Here is a 19,289-nt window from a genome sequence, read left to right as displayed (position 1 = left end):
CCTTTCGGATTTACACTCCCCGCTTATTTATTGGCTATTTGTTTCGAGCTTTTCTATTTCTTTAAAAATAGCGTAGGTTTCCTGTACCGATTTTACGTTGGAGAAAACAATGGAACGTTTGCCATTTTGCTCACGCAGTTTACAGCGATAAGGGTTTTTAGTTGCGTATAATAGCAATGCTCCAAAGGCCTGCGACTGATAGTAAGGCGATTGCATGTTTGATACGAGAAAAGCTGTCATTTTTTCATTTTTCAATACCAGCCGTTCGATACCGTAATGTGTTGCCATCCAGCGTATTCTTACTACAAGTATGAGGCTTTGGGCTTGTGGCGGAATTTTTCCGAAACGGTCTTCGATACGCTTTTCAAAGTCGGCGAGTTCTGTTTCAGTTTCAATGTCGTCCAATTCGCGATACAGGCTGATTCTTTCTGATACGTTTTCTACATACTGTTCGGGGAACATCAGTTCCATATCCGTATCAATCTGGCAATCGGTAATGTATTTTGTATTATTGTTTTTTTCTTGCTCCTCGTCGGCATAAAGTTCCGAAAATTCTTCTTCTTTCAGTTCGGTTACGGCCTCGTTCAGTATTTTCTGATAAGTATCGTATCCAAGGTCGGCTATGAACCCGCTTTGCTCGGCTCCCAACATATTTCCTGCCCCGCGAATATCAAGGTCTTGCATCGAGATGTTAAATCCGCTTCCCAATTCGGAGAAAGTCTCGATTGCCTGCAATCGCCTGCGGGCTTCCGATGTCAACAGGCTCAGGTCGGGGGCAAGCAAATAACAATAGGCTTTACGGTTTCCACGTCCCACGCGCCCACGAAGCTGGTGCAAGTCGCTCAGTCCAAAATAGTGCGCGCTGTTGATTATAATGGTATTCACGTTTGGTATATCAATGCCCGATTCGATGATGGTGGTAGCTACCAACACGTCGTAATCGTAATTGATGAAGTCGATGATGATTTCTTCCAGTTTTTCAGGAGGCATTTGCCCGTGTCCGATAGCTACCCGGCAACCGGGTATAAGGCGTTCAATCGTATTTTTAAGGCCTTCGATATTTTGCACACGGTTATGTACAAAAAATACTTGACCATTCCGGCTCATTTCCAGTGTTATAGCTTCGCGTATTACATCTTCGTCGTAAGTGTGAAGCTCGGTTTGTACCGGATAACGGTTGGGTGGGGGCGTATTGATAATAGACAGGTCGCGCGCTCCCATCAGCGAGAATTGCAAGGTGCGTGGGATAGGAGTGGCTGTCATGGTAAGCGTGTCTATATTCACTTTCAGCTGACGCAATTTTTCTTTTACCGAAACTCCGAATTTTTGTTCTTCGTCGATTATAAGCAAGCCCAAATTGTGAAATTTTATATTTTTCCCCACTAATTTGTGTGTGCCTATAATAATGTCAACTTTACCTTGTTCGAGGTCAGCCAATACCTCCTTGGTTTGTTTGGCAGTGCGTGCCCTGCTCAGGTACTCTATCCGGCAAGGGAAGTTTTTCAGCCTTTCGCTAAATGTTTGATAATGTTGGAGTGCCAGAACTGTAGTAGGCACTAAAACCACTACCTGCTTGCTATCGGCTACGGCTTTGAAAGCTGCACGCATAGCTATTTCGGTTTTGCCAAATCCCACATCGCCACATACCAACCTGTCCATTGGCGTTTCGGACTCCATATCCTTTTTTACGTCAACGGTTGCTTTTACCTGGTCGGGTGTATCTTCGTATATAAAGGACGCCTCAAGCTCGGTTTGCATGTAAGTGTCGGGCGAAAACCGGAAGCCTTTTTCGGCTTTACGCTGTGCATATAGCTTTATCAGTTCGCGGGCTATGTCCTTTACTTTGGACTTGGTACGTTCTTTCAAGCGTTCCCAAGCACCGCTTCCCAGCTTGTTGATAGTAGGTTTTTCGCCCTCTTTGCCCTTGTATTTTGATATGCGGTGTAGCGAGTGGATGCTGACAAAAATAAAGTCGTCATTTTTGTAAATAAGCTTTACCATCTCCTGCATTTTGCCGTTTACGGGTGTGCGTACCAGTCCTCCGAAAGTCCCGACTCCGTGGTCTACGTGTACCAGATAATCACCTACCTGAAATTGATTTAGCTCCTTTAAGGTAAGCACAACCTTGCCTATACGTGTCCTGTCGGTACGAAGCTGAAACTTGTGAAAACGGTCGAAAATCTGGTGGTCGGTATAGCAGGCTATTTTCACTTCACGGTCGATAAACCCCTCGTGAAGCGTGGTTTTTACAGCCTGAAAAGTGATGTTGTCGCCTCTGTCCTCAAATATGCTGACAATACGGTCGGTCTGCTTGGTACTGTCGCTTAAGATGTAAATTTTATACCCTTCGGCAATGAGGCCTTCCAGATTCTCGGCTACGAGGTCGAAGTTTTTATGAAATATGGGTTGTGGAACGATGTTGAATCCGATTGACTGTCGGGCTTTAACCGTATTGCTCTCGTGCCTTAATATCGTTCTGAATGATTTTACCTGTTGGGTGAAGTTTTCTTTTTTTATGTGTGTCCGGTGAACATTCAGTATGTCTTCTTGCTCGTTTCCGGCTTTTTCAAGGGCTGTATCAAAAAGTTGCTGTATTCGTTCGGCAGTAAAGTCGAGATTAGAATAGCTTATCCACGTTTGAGGGGGAATAAAATCAAAAAAGGAAATCAGTTTTGCCGATTTGCTTTTGCCTAAGTCCGGCAATATATTTATCTCATTCAGTTTTTCTTTCGATAGCTGGGTCTCGATGTCAAAAACACGGATTGAGTCTATCTCGTCTCCAAAAAAGTCGCATCGGAAAGGTAGTTCGTAAGCATATGAGAAAATATCGACAATGCTTCCACGTACCGAAAATTGTCCCGGCTCATATACAAAATCAACACGGTTGAAGCCGAATCTTATCAGTGTTTCGACAATATAATCGATGCTGATTTCCTTACCGGTTTGTAAATGCAGGTTTTGTTCTTGTATCTGGTCGGATGATACTACTTTTTGTATAACGGCTTCGGGCGAGGTGACTATTATGCAGGGATTTGTATTGTTTGCCAGCCGGTTTAGCACCTCTGTGCGCAATACTTCGTTTGCAGCGTCCAGTTGTGATAACTTTATAGCACGCTTATAGGACGAGGGAAAATAAAATACTTCTTCGGGCGAAAAAAAGGTTTTTATGTCATTGTACAGATAGGCCGCTTTTTCGCTGTCATCTTCAATAAGTATAAGCGTATTGGGTTGTGTCTTGAATAATGATGCGGCGATTAATGCAAATGAAGACCCGCTCAAACCTAAAATTTTTATATTTGGTTCGAGTGATTTTGCCCAGTCATTTAAATTCGCTATTTGAGGGTGACGGGCGTATAATTGCTGGAAATCAGAAAGATTCAAAATCCGTTTTTTATTTTAGAGCATGCAAAGGTAGTAAATATTGTCCTTATACGCGATATTCACAGCTAAAACTTTATACAATACGTAAACTCACATTTCGTTATAAAGTATTATCTTTGTATATTCATCGTTTAGCGGTGTAATAAACAGAATTTAGGAGAAATGCGAATACTTATATACAGGGAGCTTGCTCTGCCACCGGCATATATACCACGCGTGCGGTATTTTTGCTCTTATTTATTGGAAAAAGGTTGGGAGGTGGATTTAGTGACAGAGGCTTCGGACGAAGACCTTTATGTTGTGGAGGGTGTTTCTGTTTTGCCTGTAAAATACTATAAATACAAAAGTGGGATTAAGTTTAAAATAGAGTGGGGTATAAAGACGTTTTTAAGCATACTTTGCGATTATAAAGGACGCTATTTTTATAAAAAATCGAAAGATTTTTTCGAAGGCAAGCAGTATGATATGGTTTTTTGTAGCTCGTGTTTTACTTTCCCATTAACTACTGCTGCAAAAACAGCAAAGAGGTTGAATGTACCTTTATTTGTCGATTTACGGGATATTGCAGAGCAATCGCCCGACGATAATCACTATCTGAATTTGAAACTTTCCGGATTCTTAGGGAATGTGATTGTTGATTTTTATAAAAAGATTAATGTAAAACGCAGGAATAAAGTATTGAGGATAGCGGATGGGGTAACTACTGTTTCTCCCTGGCACGTGCAAACTTTGTTGCAATACAACCCTAATACACACCTTATATACAATGGATTTGATGAAAATGTGTTTGTTCCTGAAAAGATGGAAGCGGATCGTTTTACTATTTCTTATTTCGGACGGGTTTATAATGAAAAAATGCGTAATCCGAGGCTCCTGTATGCTGCTCTTCGTAATTTGAAAGAGAACGGTGTCCTGTCACACCATAATACTGTTGTTAAATGGTTTATTGATGAGCAGTCAAAAGAAGTAATACGGAAGATAACAGAAGAATATGGCTTGAAGGACTTTATTCAGTACTATTCTTTTGTGGAGCCGGACAAGTTGTTGCCGGAAATGAATAAGAGTTCTATACTTTTGGTGTTGTGCAATATCGAAACTGAAAAGAGATATTTCGGAATAATGACAACCAAGTTTTTTGAGGCGATAGGGGTCAACCGGCCGGTTTTATGTATTCCGGATAACCGTGATAATTTATCAAAACTTATAAAAGACTCAAATTCGGGATTGGTAAGTTCGGATGTTTCAGAAGTAGAGAATTTTCTGCAACAAAAGTTTTTGGAGTGGAAACAAACAGGGCATACTAATGGAACTGTGAATGAGACTGTAAGAATGGATTTTTCGAGAAGGAAAGGTGCTGAAATTCTGGAAAAGCTCTTTTTAAGCACATTAAAAAAATAAAGAATGAGTACAATAAAAAAACTTATACCATATCGCCTTATACTTTTTCGTCGCAAATTACTTCCTTTTGTGCGGAAGGTTAAGAAAAAAAACTCTCAGCGTAAAGATACTATTCCAATACTTCACCTGCATCTTACCGACCATTGTAATCTTAATTGTCGGGGATGTGATAATTTTTCGCCGTTGGCGCCGGCTACTTCTTATGCTGATATTGAAGTGTTTGAAAAAGACTGTACGCGTATTGCAAAATTAATGGAGGGGCGTATTGACGAAATACAGCTATTGGGCGGGGAACCGCTGCTTCATCCTAAAATTATTGATTTTATGGAGATTACACGGAAGTGTTTTCCCAATACTCCTATTAACATTGTTAGCAACGGTCTTTTGCTGCCTAAGCAAACCACTGAATTTTGGGAAAGTTGCCGGAAAAACGATATACACATTATTGTAACCAAATATCCGGTAAAGCTCGACTATAAAAAGATAGAACAGCACGTAAGAGCCCAAGGGGTGGCATTTTCTTATTATGGAAATACCGAAAAAGTGGATAAAACCATGCAATGTATCCCTTTGGATGTTGAAGGTAAGCAGGATGCCCGCGATAGTTTCTTACGTTGCTCAAGGGCTAATCGCTGTATTTCTCTTGATGGTGGAAAGATTTACACCTGTTCGCTTATTCCTTATGTAAAATACTTCAATAAGCATTTCAACAAGGACTTAGTTGTTTCGCCTGCAGATTATATTGATATTTATGAAGCCAAAAGCGGCGATGAAATTTTGGATTTTGTTTCTAAGCCGGTACCCTTTTGCCGTTATTGCAACATTAAAGGTACAATATGGGATATAGGCTTTGGAGTATCAAAAAAAGATATTTCGGAATGGACGGGGGCAAGTAAATAGTTACAAACGCTTAATTGCGAGTTAAAAGTATCTTTATTTAGATAATTCATTATAAAAAATATAAACTTAGCAGAATACTTAACAAGTACAAAAGCAGATGCTTTCCATTCTTATTCCTGTATATAATTACGATATTACAAAGCTGGTAAGTGACTTGCATCAGCAAGCTCTGGATACTCTTGTTGATTTTGAGATTATTGTTATGGAAGATGGGTCGACATTGTATCTGGATGCGAACAGAAGGGTGGCTGACCTTAAATTTTGTCGTTATATCCCCTCGGAAGAAAATATAGGACGTTCGGCCGGCCGGAACAAGCTGGCTGAACTGGCTAAGTATGGTCATTTGATTTTTATAGACTGTGATGCTGAGGTTTGTTCTGCAAACTTTGTTAATAAGTATTTGAGTTTTGTACACGAAGAGTGTGTAGTAGTTGGGGGAACGGCTTACGACCCTAACGAAAAAAATCCGGATTATAGTCTCCGGTTGAAATATGGCAGGGAACGTGAGGCACGTTCGGCAAAAGACAGGGAAAAGCAGAAATACCAATCGTTCACTACATTTAATTTTTTGATAGCCAAATCGCTATTTGAGAAAATAAGGTTTGATGAATCTATCCGCAGCTATGGATACGAAGATACCGTATTTGGGCATCAGTTGGTAGAAAATGGTTATGAGGTTTTGCATATCGAAAACCCCTTAATTCATAAGGGACTGGATACGAACGATGTTTACATGCAAAAAACGGAAGGCGGGTTGAAAAATTTATATCTTTTGTACAAAACGGGACGGTATCCTTTTCTTGCCAATGAATCGAAGTTGCTTCACACTTTTGTCCTGATAAAAAGGATGGGGCTTAATGCCGTATTTGCGCTTTTTTTCAGAATGAATAGAAAAACATTGAAGAAGAGTTTATGCGAGCCGTCACCTTCATTACGTGTGTATGACTTGTATAAGTTATTATTTTTATGTTATATATCGCGGCAAAAATGACATCTTGTCACTCTCGCTAAACAAAACGTTTCCTTGTTTTGTTGTTTAAATCTGACAGATTTACCAGAAACCGTTTTGGCACAGAATATGCAAAACCGCAGTCAGAAAAATTAAGAGCCCCCTATATCCCCCAAAAAGGGGGACTAAAGGAAAGATTGTATAATCAAGGAAAATAAAAAATAAAATAAAATTAGAAGTATAACTTAGCTTTTTTTGAAGCCTCCCTTTTGGGGGAGGTTTTGGAGGGGCAAATAAAAAATTTAGACGTATGAACATTAAACCATTAGCAGACCGTGTGTTGGTAAAGCCGGCGGCGGCAGAAGAAAAAACTGTAAGCGGAATCATTATTCCTGATTCGGCAAAAGAGAAACCTCTGAAAGGTGAAGTTGTTGCAGTAGGAAAAGGAACTAAAGATGAAGAAATGGTTGTTGCAGTAGGCAACAATGTGTTGTATGGAAAATATGCCGGAACCGAATTGGAGTGGGAAGGCGAAAAGTATTTGATTATGCGCCAATCAGACATTTTGGCGATAATATAATCAGAACCCTGACAGGGGCTCAAAAAATAGTAAATAGTAAATAATAAAATAGTAAATAGAGTTATGTCAAAAGAAATTCTTTTTAATATCGATGCCCGCGACCAACTGAAAAAAGGTGTTGACGAATTGGCAAATGCAGTGAAAGTGACACTTGGACCTAAAGGCCGCAATGTGATTATTGAGAAAAAATTTGGTGCACCTCACATCACAAAGGATGGTGTGACTGTTGCAAAAGAAATAGAACTGGAAGACCCATTCCAAAATCTTGGAGCACAGCTTGTAAAAGAAGTAGCTTCGAAAACAGGTGATGATGCCGGTGACGGTACAACTACTGCAACCGTGTTGGCACAATCAATCGTTAGCGTAGGGTTGAAAAACGTAACTGCGGGAGCTAATCCAATGGATTTGAAACGCGGTATCGACAAGGCGGTTGTTGCTGTTGTTGAAAACATCAAAACTCAGGCTGATGCTGTGGGCGATAATTATGATAAAATAGAACAGGTTGCTACTGTTTCGGCAAACAATGATGCTTCAATTGGTAAATTGATTGCTGATGCAATGCGTAGAGTTTCTAAAGATGGCGTTATCACTATCGAAGAGGCTAAGGGAACTGATACTACTATCGAGGTAGTGGAAGGTATGCAGTTCGACCGTGGTTATATTTCGGCTTATTTCGTTACCAATACGGAAAAAATGGAAGTAGAAATGGAAAAACCATATATCCTTATCTACGACAAGAAAATATCTAACCTGAAAGAGTTTTTGCCAATATTGGAAGCATCTGTGCAAACAGGACGTCCGTTGTTAATTATTGCAGAAGATGTTGATAGCGAAGCATTGACTACTTTAGTCGTTAACCGCCTGCGTTCTCAACTTAAAATATGTGCTGTGAAAGCTCCGGGATTCGGCGACCGCCGCAAGGAAATGCTTGAAGATATTGCTGTATTGACAGGTGGAACAGTTATTTCGGAAGAAAAAGGTATTCAACTTGAAAATGCAACTTTGGAAATGCTGGGTACTGCCGACAAAATTACAGTGGATAAAGACAATACTGTAATTGTAAACGGTGCAGGTGCGAAAGCTAATATTGATGCACGTATCGGACAGATTAAAGCTCAGATAGCTTCTACAACTTCTGATTACGACCGCGAAAAACTACAGGAACGTTTGGCTAAATTGTCAGGTGGTGTTGCTGTATTGTATGTGGGTGCTGCATCGGAAGTGGAAATGAAAGAGAAGAAAGACCGTGTGGACGATGCTTTGAGCGCAACCCGTGCTGCTATCGAAGAAGGAATCGTTCCGGGTGGTGGTGTGGCTTATATCCGTGCTATCGACTCGCTGTCGAAAGTGAAAGCTGATAACGAAGATGAAGCTACTGGTGTTGATATAGTGAAACGTGCTATCGAAGAGCCACTTCGCCAGATAGTAGCAAATGCAGGTAAAGAAGGTGCTGTAGTGGTACAAAAAGTTCGCGAAGGTAAAGGTGACTATGGTTACAACGCGCGTACTGATGTTTACGAAAACTTCTTTAAAGCAGGTGTGGTTGACCCCGCCAAAGTTACCCGTGTAGCATTGGAAAATGCAGCTTCAATTGCAGGTATGTTCCTTACTACAGAGTGCGTGATAACTGAGAAGAAAGAAGAAAACCCGGCTCCGGCAATGCCAATGGGCGGCGGAATGGGTGGTATGATGTAATCTTTTTCAAAAAGTATAAAATCGAAAAACTCCGGTAGATTAATTTCTATCGGAGTTTTTTAGTGTTTCGTGTGATGAAGATTAATTGAAACCTGTAGTTTGTTTTAAATCAACTTTTCTTACATCGGTGCTGGCTTCAATTTCGAAAATTTCGAGGTCGAAGTATTCTACAGCCGCTATCAGGTGGTCGAAAATATCCGACATGATGTTTTCATACGCAATCCATTTTGTAGTATTAGTAAAGGCGTATATTTCCAACGGCATACCTGTTGGGGTGGGGGCAAGCTGACGCACCATCATGGTGAATCCTTTGTGCGTATCGGGGTGGTTGTGAAGATACCATTCGATATATTGGCGGAAAAGCCCTCCGTTTGTCAGATTTCGTCCGTTTACGGCAAGACTTCTGTCTGCCCCAATGCGGGTGTTGTGTTCTTGGATTTCTTTTTGGCGTGCGTCGATATAATCGGCTATACCCTGAATTTTTTTGAAACGCGGAAGTTCGTCATCCGAAATATAGCGGATGCTATTTTGTTTCAGCATGATTGCCCGTTTGATACGCCTTCCCCCTGCTTTTTCCATTCCCCGCCAGTTTTGGAACGAGTCTGAAACCAACGCATAAGTAGGAATGGTTGTAATGGTTTTATCAAAGTTTTGCACTTTCACGGTAGTAAGGTTTACTTCCAGTACATCTCCGTCCGCACCATATTTAGGCATGGTAATCCAGTCGCCTATGTGTATCATATCGTTGGTAGTTACCAGTACGCTGGCAACAAAGCCTTTGATAGAGTCCTGAAAAATAAGCATGATGACAGCCGACCCTGCAGCTATTGCGGTAAAGAAATATCCGACAGATTTTCCGGTGATAATAGAGTAACATACAACTATACCGAAAATAACCAGTACAGTCATTACCACTTGTTGATAGCTTTTTATTGGTTTGTCCTGAAAGCTGGGCTTGTGGGATAGGATGTCGAATCCTGTCTTTACCAGCGACATGATTATCTGAATGAATATCAAGACAGCCCAAATATCAGCCAGTTTATCCAGTGGAATAATCCAAGTGGAAAAGTTTTTGAATATAATAGGAATGAAGTTTTTAACTAAGATATAAGGTATGAAAAGCGAGAGATATAAGGGAAATTTGTTTTTAGTAAGGTAGTTAAGCCATGATAACCTTTTTAGTTTTGTAGTTTTCCGGATGAAAAAATTAACCAGCCATCTTATCAAAGCTGTGGTAATGGTAGCAAAAAGCGCAACAATCAGGAGGTTTATTAATAAGTCGAGATAAGCCGACCAATTTTCGGATAATCCCCATTTTAAGAAAAGGTCGTATAGGCGGCCTGAAAAGATGTTTTCGTTTATTTCCATGATAAAAAATTGAATTAGTGTTTTTACTTGTTTTCTTTTGCTTTGAAGGCAAGCCCGTAGAGTTTCATTTGCTTCACCATTGCCACCAAACCGTTTGAGCGGGTAGGCGAGAGGTGTTCGCGCAGGCCTATTTTTTCAATGAAATACAAGTCTGCATTTACAATTTCATCGGGTGTGTGTCCCGATAGCACATCAATCAGCAAGTGAACTATTCCTTTTACCAGTACCGCGTCGCTGTCTCCTTTAAATATGATTTTACCATCTTGCATCTCAGCATGAAACCATACGCGGCTCTGGCAGCCTTCGATGATGTTTTGCGGGGTTTTGTATTTCTCGTCCAGTGGGTCGAGAGAGTTGCCGAAATCAATTAATAAGGCATATTTGTCCATCCAGTCGTCAAACTGGGCAAATTCTTCAATAATCTGGTCTTGTCTTTCGTTGATAGTCATATTGTTTTTTTCTGAAATAATTTTTTTTGAATAGTTACATCCGGCAAGCTGCACGGAGCTGCCGTTCGGAAATTTGCTTTATACTAAAGGTCTTGGCTCTTGGCTCTTGGCTCTTGGCTCTTGACTCTTGACTCTTGACTCTCTAAGTCTATCGAAGCATCTCGCTTACTTTCTTTACAGCTTCTACAAAAGTGTCAATTTCTTCTTTCGTGTTGTAAAAAGCAAAAGAAGCGCGGACAGTACCGGGTATCCCCAGCGAATCAATAAGAGGCTGTGCACAATGATGCCCTGTCCTCACGGCAATTCCCAGTTTATCCAGCAGCATCCCCATGTCGTAAGGGTGTATGTTGCCAACGAGGAAGGAAATAACAGCGCTTTTTTCTTTTGCTGTTCCTATTATCCTTAATCCTTCTACCTCTGATAATTTGGCAGTAGCGTAATTCAGCAGTTCTCGTTCGTAGTTATCTATATTCTGCAACCCTATTTTTTCTACATATTGTATAGCTTCGGCAAGTGCTACAGAGCCTACGTAGTCGGGTGTGCCCGCTTCAAACTTAAAGGGTAATTCGTTGTATGTGGTTTTTTCAAACGTAACGGTCGAAATCATTTCTCCACCTCCCTGATAGGGCGGCATCAGGTTCAGCCATTTTTCTTTTCCATACAGTACGCCTATGCCTGTAGAGGCATATATTTTATGACCTGAGAAAACGTAAAAATCGGCATCCAGTTCGGTCACATTAACCGGAAGGTGTGGTACTGCCTGTGCACCGTCAACCAATACCGGAATTTCGTTTTTATGTGCAATGTTAATAATCTCTTTTACAGGGTTTATTGTTCCCAATACGTTTGATACGTGCGCTATGGCTACTAAGCGGGTTTTTTCGTTCAGCAGTTGTTTATATTCGTCCATAAGCAGCTCGCCCCTGTCATTCATCGGGATGACGCGCAATTTCATTCCTTTGCGCTCGCACAGCATTTGCCAGGGCACTATGTTGGAGTGGTGCTCCATAACGGATACTACAATTTCGTCCCCTTCTTTGCAAAATGCTTCGCCAAAGGAGAATGCTACAAGGTTTATAGCTTCGGTAGTGCCACGTGTGAATATGATTTCGTGATTGTTTTTCGCGTGGATAAAATTGGCAATAATGCCGCGCGAATTTTCATTAGCTTCGGTAGCTACCTGGCTTAAATAGTGTACTCCGCGATGTATGTTTGCGTTGTAATGGTAGTAAGCGTCTTCTATTTTTTCGACTACACAGCGGGGCTTTTGCGTAGTGGCTGCATTGTCGAAATAAATAAGGTTTTTACCATGTATTTTTTCAGTAAGGATAGGGAAATCGTTCCTTATATCTTGTATGTCGGAGTTAGTCATGTTAGTTGTTTAGCCTTTTATTTTTTTTGTCAATACAAAAATACGGATATTTTATCAATATGACAATTGTAAGTTATTACTTGTTTGCTGTTGTGGTGAGGTGAAGAATTGATTTTCTCACCTGAACAATACTGTTGTTTGGTTGTTGTAAATAACAACTAAAAGAGTATTGCTTTCGGGTGTTAGTTTGCACGGTTCAATTATTTTGTTTATTTTGCGAACATACAAATCAGGAAAGGTTGCTCTCTTTTTATGAATAAATGGCTTTATATTTGTGTCTTATGGCTTGATATAAAGGCAAAATAACAGAAAGAATACTACAGATGAAGAAAGAAAAACTGGAATTAGAATATCCTCTTAAATCAACATCAATTAATATCTTATGGAATACTATCGGTACTCCTTACGGATTGTCGGAATGGTTTGCAAACGATGTGAATGTGAAAGGTGAGGATTATATATTTTCGTGGGATGATTATGAACAGATTGCTAAAAGAATAGCTGTCAAACCACAGGAATATATACGTCTGCAATGGGAAGATGATGCTGATACCGATTGTTATTTTGAAATGCGTATTCTTAAGCATGAGCTTTCGGGCGATTTATCGCTTATGGTGACTGAATTTGTGGAACCGGACGACCGGGAGGATGAGATCATACTTTGGGATAAGCACATAGAAGACCTTCGCAGCAAAATAGGACGTTAATCTTTTTTGTCTTTCCACGCGACGGATTTGCGCGGGAGCAATGCAATATCTTTTATTTTTAAGCATATTTCGCATATGTAAGCATGTTTTATTAAACTTTTTGACGTAATTTTGTACCTTTAAAAGACAATCCTCTACGTGTGAAAAAGATTGATATCTACATGTTGAAGCGTTTTTTTACGCTTTTTGTAATGACATTTCTTATATGTATCTTCATATTGTTGATGCAATTTTTGTGGATGCATGTAAAAGACCTCGTAGGCAAGGGAATTTCCATCTCGATATTAGCCGAGTTTTTTCTTTATGCTTCTTTTACAACAGTTCCTTTGGGATTGCCGTTGGCTATCCTTTTGGCTTCGCTGATGACTTTCGGGAATCTGGGTGAAAATTTCGAACTTACCGCGATGAAGGCGGCCGGAATATCCTTGTTCCGCATCATGCGTCCCCTTATTATTTTCATCGCATTTGTAAGTGTTGGTGCCTTTTATTTTTCCAACAATGTACTACCGATTGCACAGTCCAAGCTATGGGCATTGATTTTTTCACTCAGGCAAAAATCGCCGGAGCTGGATATCCCTGTTGGTGAGTTTTACTCAGGGATAAATGGGCTTAATGTGTATGTGCGGGGAAAAGACGGACGGATATTGAAAGATTTGATGATATATGATTTCTCTTCAGGATTTAATAATGCTACGGTAATGACAGCCGATTCGGGATATGTACAACTTACGGCAGACAATAAGCATTTGTTGCTGACCTTGTACGATGGCGAAAGTTTTGAAAACCTGAAGGAGCAAAAAAAGGCTTCCAAAGACGCAAGTATCCCTTATCGCCGTGAAGTATTCAAGCAGAAGGAAATTCTGATTGATTTTGATTCGGAACTGAATCGTTATGACGAATCATTGTTGCAAGACCAGCATGTAAGTAAAAATGTCAACCAGCTTATATATTCGATTGATTCAGTAGGGAAAGTTTTGGATGAGAAATTGGAACAGCAGGGGCGGGATGTGCTTCAGCGCAATTATCTTGGTAGAGAAACAAATAATGGTAACGAACTGAAATTTGAAGAGGGGATAGACATACAGCAATACAGCTTGGATTCATTATTCATGTCTCTTGAGCAGGTGGTAATGGAGGAGGCTATGACGCAAGCGGTTACCAAAGCTAAGGAAAAGAAAGAGCAGATACAGTACAATAAAATAATGGTGAACGATTCGATAGTTTACGTGCGCAGGCACCTGATAGAGTTGCACCGTAAGTTTACCTTATCGTTTGCTTGCCTTATATTCTTCTTTATAGGTGCCCCGCTTGGTGCTATCATACGTAAAGGGGGGCTTGGCATGCCGGCGGTAGTGTCGGTGTTGATGTTTGTAGTTTACTATATAATAGATAATACCGGGTACAAGATGGCACGCGAAGGCCTGTGGGAGGTATATCAGGGGATGTGGTTGAGCTCGGCAGTACTTCTTCCGATAGGTATTTTCCTTACATACAAGGCGGCGGTGGATGCCACTTTATTCAGTTCCGACCAGTATAAAAAGGTATGGGAAAACATAAAGACTAAAATCACAAATTTAATAAAACGAAATAAGAAAACTAAACCTGAAACAAAACAAGCATAACTAAAAATATGGAACCGATAAAACTAAATTCGATAGAAGAAGCTATCCAAGATATTCGCGATGGGAAATTTGTAGTTGTGGTAGATGACGAAGACCGCGAGAATGAAGGCGATTTTATCTGTGCGGCAGAAAAGATAACTCCTGAGATGGTCAACTTTATGATAACCCACGGGCGGGGGGTTGTTTGTGCACCTATTACTGAGGAACGCTGCGAGGAACTGCAACTGGAGATGCAATCGCAAAAAAATACTTCCATTCATGCTACTCCCTTTACAGTGAGCATTGATAAGTTGGAAGGATGTACTACAGGCGTTTCTGCTGCCGACAGGGCTGCGACGATACAGGCCTTAGCCGACCCTGCTTCCACTCCGGAAACTTTTGGGCGTCCGGGGCATATCTTCCCGCTTCGTGCATGTACACGGGGTGTGTTGCGCCGTGCCGGGCATACCGAGGCTGCTGTTGATTTGGCACGCCTTGCAGGGCTGTATCCGGCGGGTGCCCTGATTGAAATAATGAATGAGGATGGTACAATGGCACGTTTGCCCCAGTTGATGGAAGTAGCTAAAAAATATAATCTGAAAATTATCTCGATAGAAGATTTGATAGCTTACCGCCTTAAAAATGAGTCGCTGATAATAGAAGAAGGCGAGAAGGTGGATATGCCTACTGCATACGGGCATTTTAAGCTTATTCCGTTCCGCCAGTTATCCAATGGCAAAGAACACGTGGCTCTGATAAAAGGGGAATGGAAAGACGACGAACCTATCTTAGTGCGTGTTCATTCGTCGTGCATGACGGGAGATATTTTTGGCTCGTGCCGCTGCGAGTGTGGAGAGCAACTTCACAAGGCAATGGAAATGATAGAGAAAGAAGGAAAAGGCGTTATTGTCTACATGAATCAGGAAGGAAGGGGCATAGGACTAATGAATAAGATGAAAGCCTATAAACTGCAGGAAGAAGGGTTAGACACGGTTGATGCAAACCTTCACTTGGGATTTGAAGCGGATGAGCGTGACTACGGTATTGGCGCACAGATATTGAGGGCGGTGGGTGTGAGTAAAATCCGGCTGATGACAAACAACCCGAAAAAAAGAGTAGGTTTGGAGTCGTATGGATTGTCTATTGTAGAAAATATTCCTTTGGAAATTACTCCAAATAAATACAACGTATTTTATATGAAAACGAAAAAGGAACGTATGGGACACGATTTGCATTTGCCCGAAAACGTGAAATAATTATAAACTACGGATGTTATACTTAACACTTCGTTGTAAAATCAATTAAATAACCGATTTTTAACTTAATAGATTAAGAATATAGTACGCCAAGACGCTAAGAATCTACGAAAAAGAAAATGTATGGCATTTTTCTCTTTTTAGCTTGCGTCTTATTTGAAAATCAGACATATAAAAAGACGCTATAAAAAACACCTTGTGTTTTTTATCCTTTCCGTCTTAGCGTCTTGGCGTACAAAAAATATAGCGAACTATTGATATTTGAATTATTACTATAATGACGAAAACTGCATTCATTACAGGAACTACTGCCGGATTTGGCGAAGCAATGGCTTACCGTATGGCAATGCTTGGGTATAGGCTGGTAATAACAGGACGCAGAAAAGAGCGTTTGGATGAATTGACCGGAAAACTATGCTCGGAATATAAGTGTGAGTGTGTATCACTTTGTTTTGATGTAAGGGATTACGACGCTTGCGTGGAGGCGGTAAATTCGTTGCCGGAGTCGTTCAGAGATATTGATGTGCTGGTGAATAATGCCGGTCTGGCTGCGGGCGCAGCCCCTTTTGATGAGAGCTTGCTGGATGATTTTGAACGTATGATTGATACGAATGTGAAAGGGCTTATCTATATTACCAAATTGCTTGTACCCCGTATGATAGAACGGAAAAAAGGTCATATAGTCAATATATCGTCGATAGCAGGTATCGAAGTATATCCTAACGGAAGTGTGTATTGTGCGTCGAAACATGCGGTAAATGCCGTGACGAAAGGGCTCCGTCTCGACTTGGTAAAATATGGTATAAAGGTAAGTTCTATTTCGCCGGGCATGGCTGAGACAGAGTTCTCCATAGTGCGCTATCATGGCGACGAGGATAAGGCAAAAGCCGTATATCAGGGGATAGTTCCTTTAAATGCAGAGGATATTGCCGATACGCTCGAATTTATAGTAACCCGTCCCGACCATGTCAGCATTAACGATATACAGCTGAACCCTAAGCAACAGGCTAATACATATATGACATATAGAGATAGTCAGTAGTTACAAGCATAAAATATCTGTAGGGACGAAAGATTTTTCGCCCGATAAAATAAAAAGAGAGCAAAGGATAAATCCGCTAAACGGGAATAATAATTAAACATTAATAATTTAAATCCGTGTCTTGGTATCTCCGTGTTTTGAAAACAAAAGCTATGTGTACCTATGTGGGAACTAACTGAACCTATGTGGCACAAAATAAAAACTAATTAAGACGATGTACTTATCCGGTAATTATGATGCAGAGAGTAAAAATAAAGTTTTTTAATTCTCCTGCCATTAGATATTGAAAAATAAACTATATTTGTAACAATGTATTTATGTGAACTATTTTGTTGAAAGACAAAATAACTTGAAAACTAATAAAACATCTTGAAAATGAACTCACTTGAAGAAAACAAGGAACAGGAAATGGTACCAGTAGAACAACAGCAAAATGTTGAAGTAGAAAAATCACCGGAAGTTGTATCAGAGGAGGTTAAGGCTGAAAATCAGACTTCTGATGAGGCAGTGCATGCGCCGGATAGTGAAAAAACTTCGGAGGAAGCTGTGCAAGAGCCTGTTCAAGAGGAAAAAGTGGTTCAGACGGACAGTAATAAGGCAAAGTCTGATTACAATTCGTACGACAGAAAAGAATTGGTAGAGGCTTTGAGAGAGCTTTTAGCAAAGGAGGTAGAGGATATAAAGGAAGATGTTGAGCTTATAAAACAATTATTTTATAAGAGACAAAAGGCTGAAATTGAAGCAGCAAAGAAATCTTTTATTGAAAATGGAGGTGAAGAAGCTGATTTTAAACCGAAAAAAGATGAACTTGAAGGTATATTGAAAACCCTGTTGGGTGACTTCCGCTCAAAAAAAGCTGCGCTTCAGGCTCGTATTGAACAAGAGAAGGAAAATAATTTGTTGCAAAAACAGCATATTCTGGAGCAAATGAAAACTTTGACCGAAACGACAGATGATGTTTCGAGTCATATAAATGAGTTTAAAGAATTGCAACAAAAATGGAAAACCATCGGTCAGGTTCCGGCTACCATGTCTACTGAGTTGTGGAAACAATATAATCTGTATCAAGAGAAGTTCTGGGATTTGATTAAGATAAATAACGAGCTTCGCGAATATGATTTCAAAAAGAATCTGGAAACTAAAACAGCCATTTGTGAGGCAGCAGAGCGTTTACTTGGTGAAGACGATATAGTAGTAGCTTCGCGCCAACTGCAAAAACTACATGAAGAATGGCGTGAGATAGGACCTGTGGCACGTGATATGCGTGAGTCGGTGTGGAACAGGTTTAAAGAAGTTACCAGCGAAATAAACAAAAAACATCAGGCATATTACGATGGTTTGAAGAAAGGTGAAGAAGAAAACGAAACCCTGAAAATAGCTGTTTGCGAAAAGATAGAAGCTGTAGATACTTCAGAACTAAAAACATACAACGCATGGGATAAGGCTACCGAAACGGTCATGTCTTATCAGGAAGAATGGCGTGCTATAGGTTTTGCTCCCCGAAAAGTTAATCAGAAATTGTTCGAGCGTTATCGTAATGCATGTGATACTTTCTTTGCAGCCAAAGCAGCTTTTTATAAAGCCGCCAAAGCTGAAATGACAGAGAATTTTGAAAAGAAAAAAGCATTGTGCGAACAGGCTGAGGCAATGAAAGATAGTACAGACTGGAAAGAAACATCTGACAAGTTTGTGAAAATACAGCGTGAGTGGAAAGAAATTGGTCCTGTGCAAAAGAAATATTCGGATGAATTGTGGAAACGGTTCATTGCTGCTTGTGATTATTTCTTTGAGCAAAAGGGCAAAAATGTTACCGACCAGCGTTCGGTAGAAGCGGATAACCTGGCGAAAAAGCAGGAAATAATTGCAAAAATAGAAGGTTTGGATACCTCCAATCCGTCAGAAGCATATAATATGCTGAAAGGCTTGATGGAGGAGTTCCGCAGCGTAGGTTTTGTTCCGTTTAAAGAAAAGGACAAGGTTTATAAAGCATATCGTACGGCAATAGATGCTAAGTTTGATGTGTTGAATATAGATGCAAGTAACCGCCGTATGGAGTCGTTCCGCAGTAACCTGGAAGATATGGCTGATAAAGGTGACCGTAAACTTTACCGTGAGCGTGATAAGCTGGTGCGTACTTATGAGCATCTTAAGTCGGAAATAGCTACTTACGAAAATAATATCGGTTTCTTCTCGGCTACTTCGAAAAAAGCCGACAATATGCTGAAAGAGATGGAACGCAAAATTGAAAACCTTAAAGAGGAGTGTAAGCTGATTGAGCAGAAAATAGAACTGATTGATGAAAAACTTTAATGTTTTTCATGCACAATCAAGGGTGAAAAAGTAAAACTCTTTTCACCCTTGATTGTGATAAATTTGTTTTATATTTTAGTATAAAGATTTCAGAGATTCTTTCTTTCGTTAAATATTTGCCTCAAAAAATCAAAGCCCTTACTTTTGCATCTGCATTCTTCGAGCAAAAATGAAGAATGAAAATTGAAAAATGAATCTTTCTCTACAAATAACACCTAAAAAAAATGCTCTTGCAAACGTTAAAATGTTTGTAAATAGCATTATTATGTTAGAGAGAGAGA

General features: G+C 40.2%; 14 protein-coding genes. 10 read left to right on the top strand and 4 right to left on the bottom strand.

Going from position 1 to position 19,289, the window contains the following annotated elements:
* Nucleotides 1-27: 27 nt before the first annotated feature.
* Nucleotides 28-3,381: a transcription-repair coupling factor gene (mfd, locus tag D0T49_RS09720; RefSeq protein WP_163630850.1), complete on the bottom strand. Its 3,354-nt coding sequence runs from the start codon at nt 3,379-3,381 to the stop codon at nt 28-30.
* A gap of 162 nt (nt 3,382-3,543) precedes the next feature.
* Between mfd and D0T49_RS09715 the strand changes: the two genes are divergently transcribed.
* The 5 genes from D0T49_RS09715 (at nt 3,544) to groL (ending at nt 8,903) form a co-directional block, all read left to right on the top strand.
* Nucleotides 3,544-4,779, top strand: coding sequence for a glycosyltransferase (locus D0T49_RS09715; protein ID WP_163630848.1), 1,236 nt, complete (start codon nt 3,544-3,546; stop codon nt 4,777-4,779).
* Nucleotides 4,780-4,782: 3 nt separating this feature from the next.
* Nucleotides 4,783-5,679, top strand: a complete 897-nt coding sequence (locus D0T49_RS09710; RefSeq protein WP_163630846.1) for a radical SAM protein — start codon at nt 4,783-4,785, stop codon at nt 5,677-5,679.
* A 97-nt stretch (nt 5,680-5,776) separates the two neighbouring features.
* Nucleotides 5,777-6,670, top strand: a complete 894-nt coding sequence (locus D0T49_RS09705) for a glycosyltransferase family 2 protein (RefSeq protein ID WP_163630845.1) — start codon at nt 5,777-5,779, stop codon at nt 6,668-6,670.
* A gap of 268 nt (nt 6,671-6,938) precedes the next feature.
* Nucleotides 6,939-7,208 (top strand): co-chaperone GroES, encoded by a 270-nt coding sequence (locus tag D0T49_RS09700; protein WP_163630843.1) that lies wholly within the window; start codon nt 6,939-6,941, stop codon nt 7,206-7,208.
* Between the two features lie 63 nt (nt 7,209-7,271).
* The gene (gene groL, locus D0T49_RS09695; protein WP_163630841.1) at nt 7,272-8,903 is read left to right on the top strand and encodes a chaperonin GroEL; all 1,632 of its coding nucleotides are present in this window, start codon (nt 7,272-7,274) and stop codon (nt 8,901-8,903) included.
* 81 nt (nt 8,904-8,984) lie between these two features.
* Here the strand turns inward: groL and D0T49_RS09690 are convergent, their stop codons facing one another.
* From D0T49_RS09690 to D0T49_RS09680, 3 genes are all read right to left on the bottom strand, one after another.
* Nucleotides 8,985-10,271, bottom strand: a complete 1,287-nt coding sequence (locus tag D0T49_RS09690) for a mechanosensitive ion channel family protein (protein ID WP_163630839.1) — start codon at nt 10,269-10,271, stop codon at nt 8,985-8,987.
* A gap of 23 nt (nt 10,272-10,294) precedes the next feature.
* Nucleotides 10,295-10,720, bottom strand: a complete 426-nt coding sequence (locus D0T49_RS09685; protein WP_163630837.1) for a SufE family protein — start codon at nt 10,718-10,720, stop codon at nt 10,295-10,297.
* A gap of 148 nt (nt 10,721-10,868) precedes the next feature.
* Nucleotides 10,869-12,092 (bottom strand): aminotransferase class V-fold PLP-dependent enzyme, encoded by a 1,224-nt coding sequence (locus D0T49_RS09680; protein ID WP_163630835.1) that lies wholly within the window; start codon nt 12,090-12,092, stop codon nt 10,869-10,871.
* A gap of 323 nt (nt 12,093-12,415) precedes the next feature.
* Here D0T49_RS09680 and D0T49_RS09675 point away from each other — a divergent pair, with 323 nt between their 5' ends.
* The 5 genes from D0T49_RS09675 to D0T49_RS09655 all read left to right on the top strand — a co-directional run bounded on the left by D0T49_RS09675 (nt 12,416) and on the right by D0T49_RS09655 (nt 19,008).
* Nucleotides 12,416-12,799 (top strand): START-like domain-containing protein, encoded by a 384-nt coding sequence (locus D0T49_RS09675; protein ID WP_163630833.1) that lies wholly within the window; start codon nt 12,416-12,418, stop codon nt 12,797-12,799.
* A 140-nt stretch (nt 12,800-12,939) separates the two neighbouring features.
* On the top strand, nt 12,940-14,421 hold the full coding sequence (locus D0T49_RS09670) for an LptF/LptG family permease (RefSeq protein WP_370519656.1): 1,482 nt from the start codon (nt 12,940-12,942) through the stop codon (nt 14,419-14,421).
* Nucleotides 14,422-14,429: 8 nt separating this feature from the next.
* Nucleotides 14,430-15,656, top strand: a complete 1,227-nt coding sequence (locus D0T49_RS09665) for a bifunctional 3,4-dihydroxy-2-butanone-4-phosphate synthase/GTP cyclohydrolase II (RefSeq protein ID WP_163630831.1) — start codon at nt 14,430-14,432, stop codon at nt 15,654-15,656.
* A gap of 277 nt (nt 15,657-15,933) precedes the next feature.
* Nucleotides 15,934-16,698, top strand: coding sequence for an SDR family NAD(P)-dependent oxidoreductase (locus tag D0T49_RS09660; RefSeq protein WP_163630829.1), 765 nt, complete (start codon nt 15,934-15,936; stop codon nt 16,696-16,698).
* Between the two features lie 375 nt (nt 16,699-17,073).
* Nucleotides 17,074-19,008 carry a DUF349 domain-containing protein gene (locus D0T49_RS09655; protein ID WP_163630827.1) on the top strand — a complete coding sequence of 645 codons (1,935 nt, stop codon included), beginning with the start codon at nt 17,074-17,076 and terminating at the stop codon, nt 19,006-19,008.
* The last annotated feature ends 281 nt before the right edge of the window (nt 19,009-19,289 follow it).

Origin of the sequence: Paludibacter sp. 221, from assembly GCF_010501035.1 — a bacterium.
GTDB lineage: Bacteria > Bacteroidota > Bacteroidia > Bacteroidales > Paludibacteraceae > QVMH01.
Note: the sequence above shows the minus strand (reverse complement) of the source record. Positions and strands in the feature narration are given on the sequence as shown.

What these genes read in the sequence shown, in the direction of transcription:
- D0T49_RS09715 (WP_163630848.1), top strand. Translation starts at nt 3,544, where the DNA reads ATGCGAATACTTATATACAGGGAGCTTGCTCTGCCACCGGCATATATA.
- D0T49_RS09710 (WP_163630846.1), top strand. Translation starts at nt 4,783, where the DNA reads ATGAGTACAATAAAAAAACTTATACCATATCGCCTTATACTTTTTCGT.
- D0T49_RS09705 (WP_163630845.1), top strand. Translation starts at nt 5,777, where the DNA reads ATGCTTTCCATTCTTATTCCTGTATATAATTACGATATTACAAAGCTG.
- D0T49_RS09700 (WP_163630843.1), top strand. Translation starts at nt 6,939, where the DNA reads ATGAACATTAAACCATTAGCAGACCGTGTGTTGGTAAAGCCGGCGGCG.
- groL (WP_163630841.1), top strand. Translation starts at nt 7,272, where the DNA reads ATGTCAAAAGAAATTCTTTTTAATATCGATGCCCGCGACCAACTGAAA.
- D0T49_RS09690 (WP_163630839.1), bottom strand. Translation starts at nt 10,271, where the DNA reads ATGGAAATAAACGAAAACATCTTTTCAGGCCGCCTATACGACCTTTTC.
- D0T49_RS09685 (WP_163630837.1), bottom strand. Translation starts at nt 10,720, where the DNA reads ATGACTATCAACGAAAGACAAGACCAGATTATTGAAGAATTTGCCCAG.
- D0T49_RS09680 (WP_163630835.1), bottom strand. Translation starts at nt 12,092, where the DNA reads ATGACTAACTCCGACATACAAGATATAAGGAACGATTTCCCTATCCTT.
- D0T49_RS09675 (WP_163630833.1), top strand. Translation starts at nt 12,416, where the DNA reads ATGAAGAAAGAAAAACTGGAATTAGAATATCCTCTTAAATCAACATCA.
- D0T49_RS09665 (WP_163630831.1), top strand. Translation starts at nt 14,430, where the DNA reads ATGGAACCGATAAAACTAAATTCGATAGAAGAAGCTATCCAAGATATT.
- D0T49_RS09660 (WP_163630829.1), top strand. Translation starts at nt 15,934, where the DNA reads ATGACGAAAACTGCATTCATTACAGGAACTACTGCCGGATTTGGCGAA.
- D0T49_RS09655 (WP_163630827.1), top strand. Translation starts at nt 17,074, where the DNA reads ATGAACTCACTTGAAGAAAACAAGGAACAGGAAATGGTACCAGTAGAA.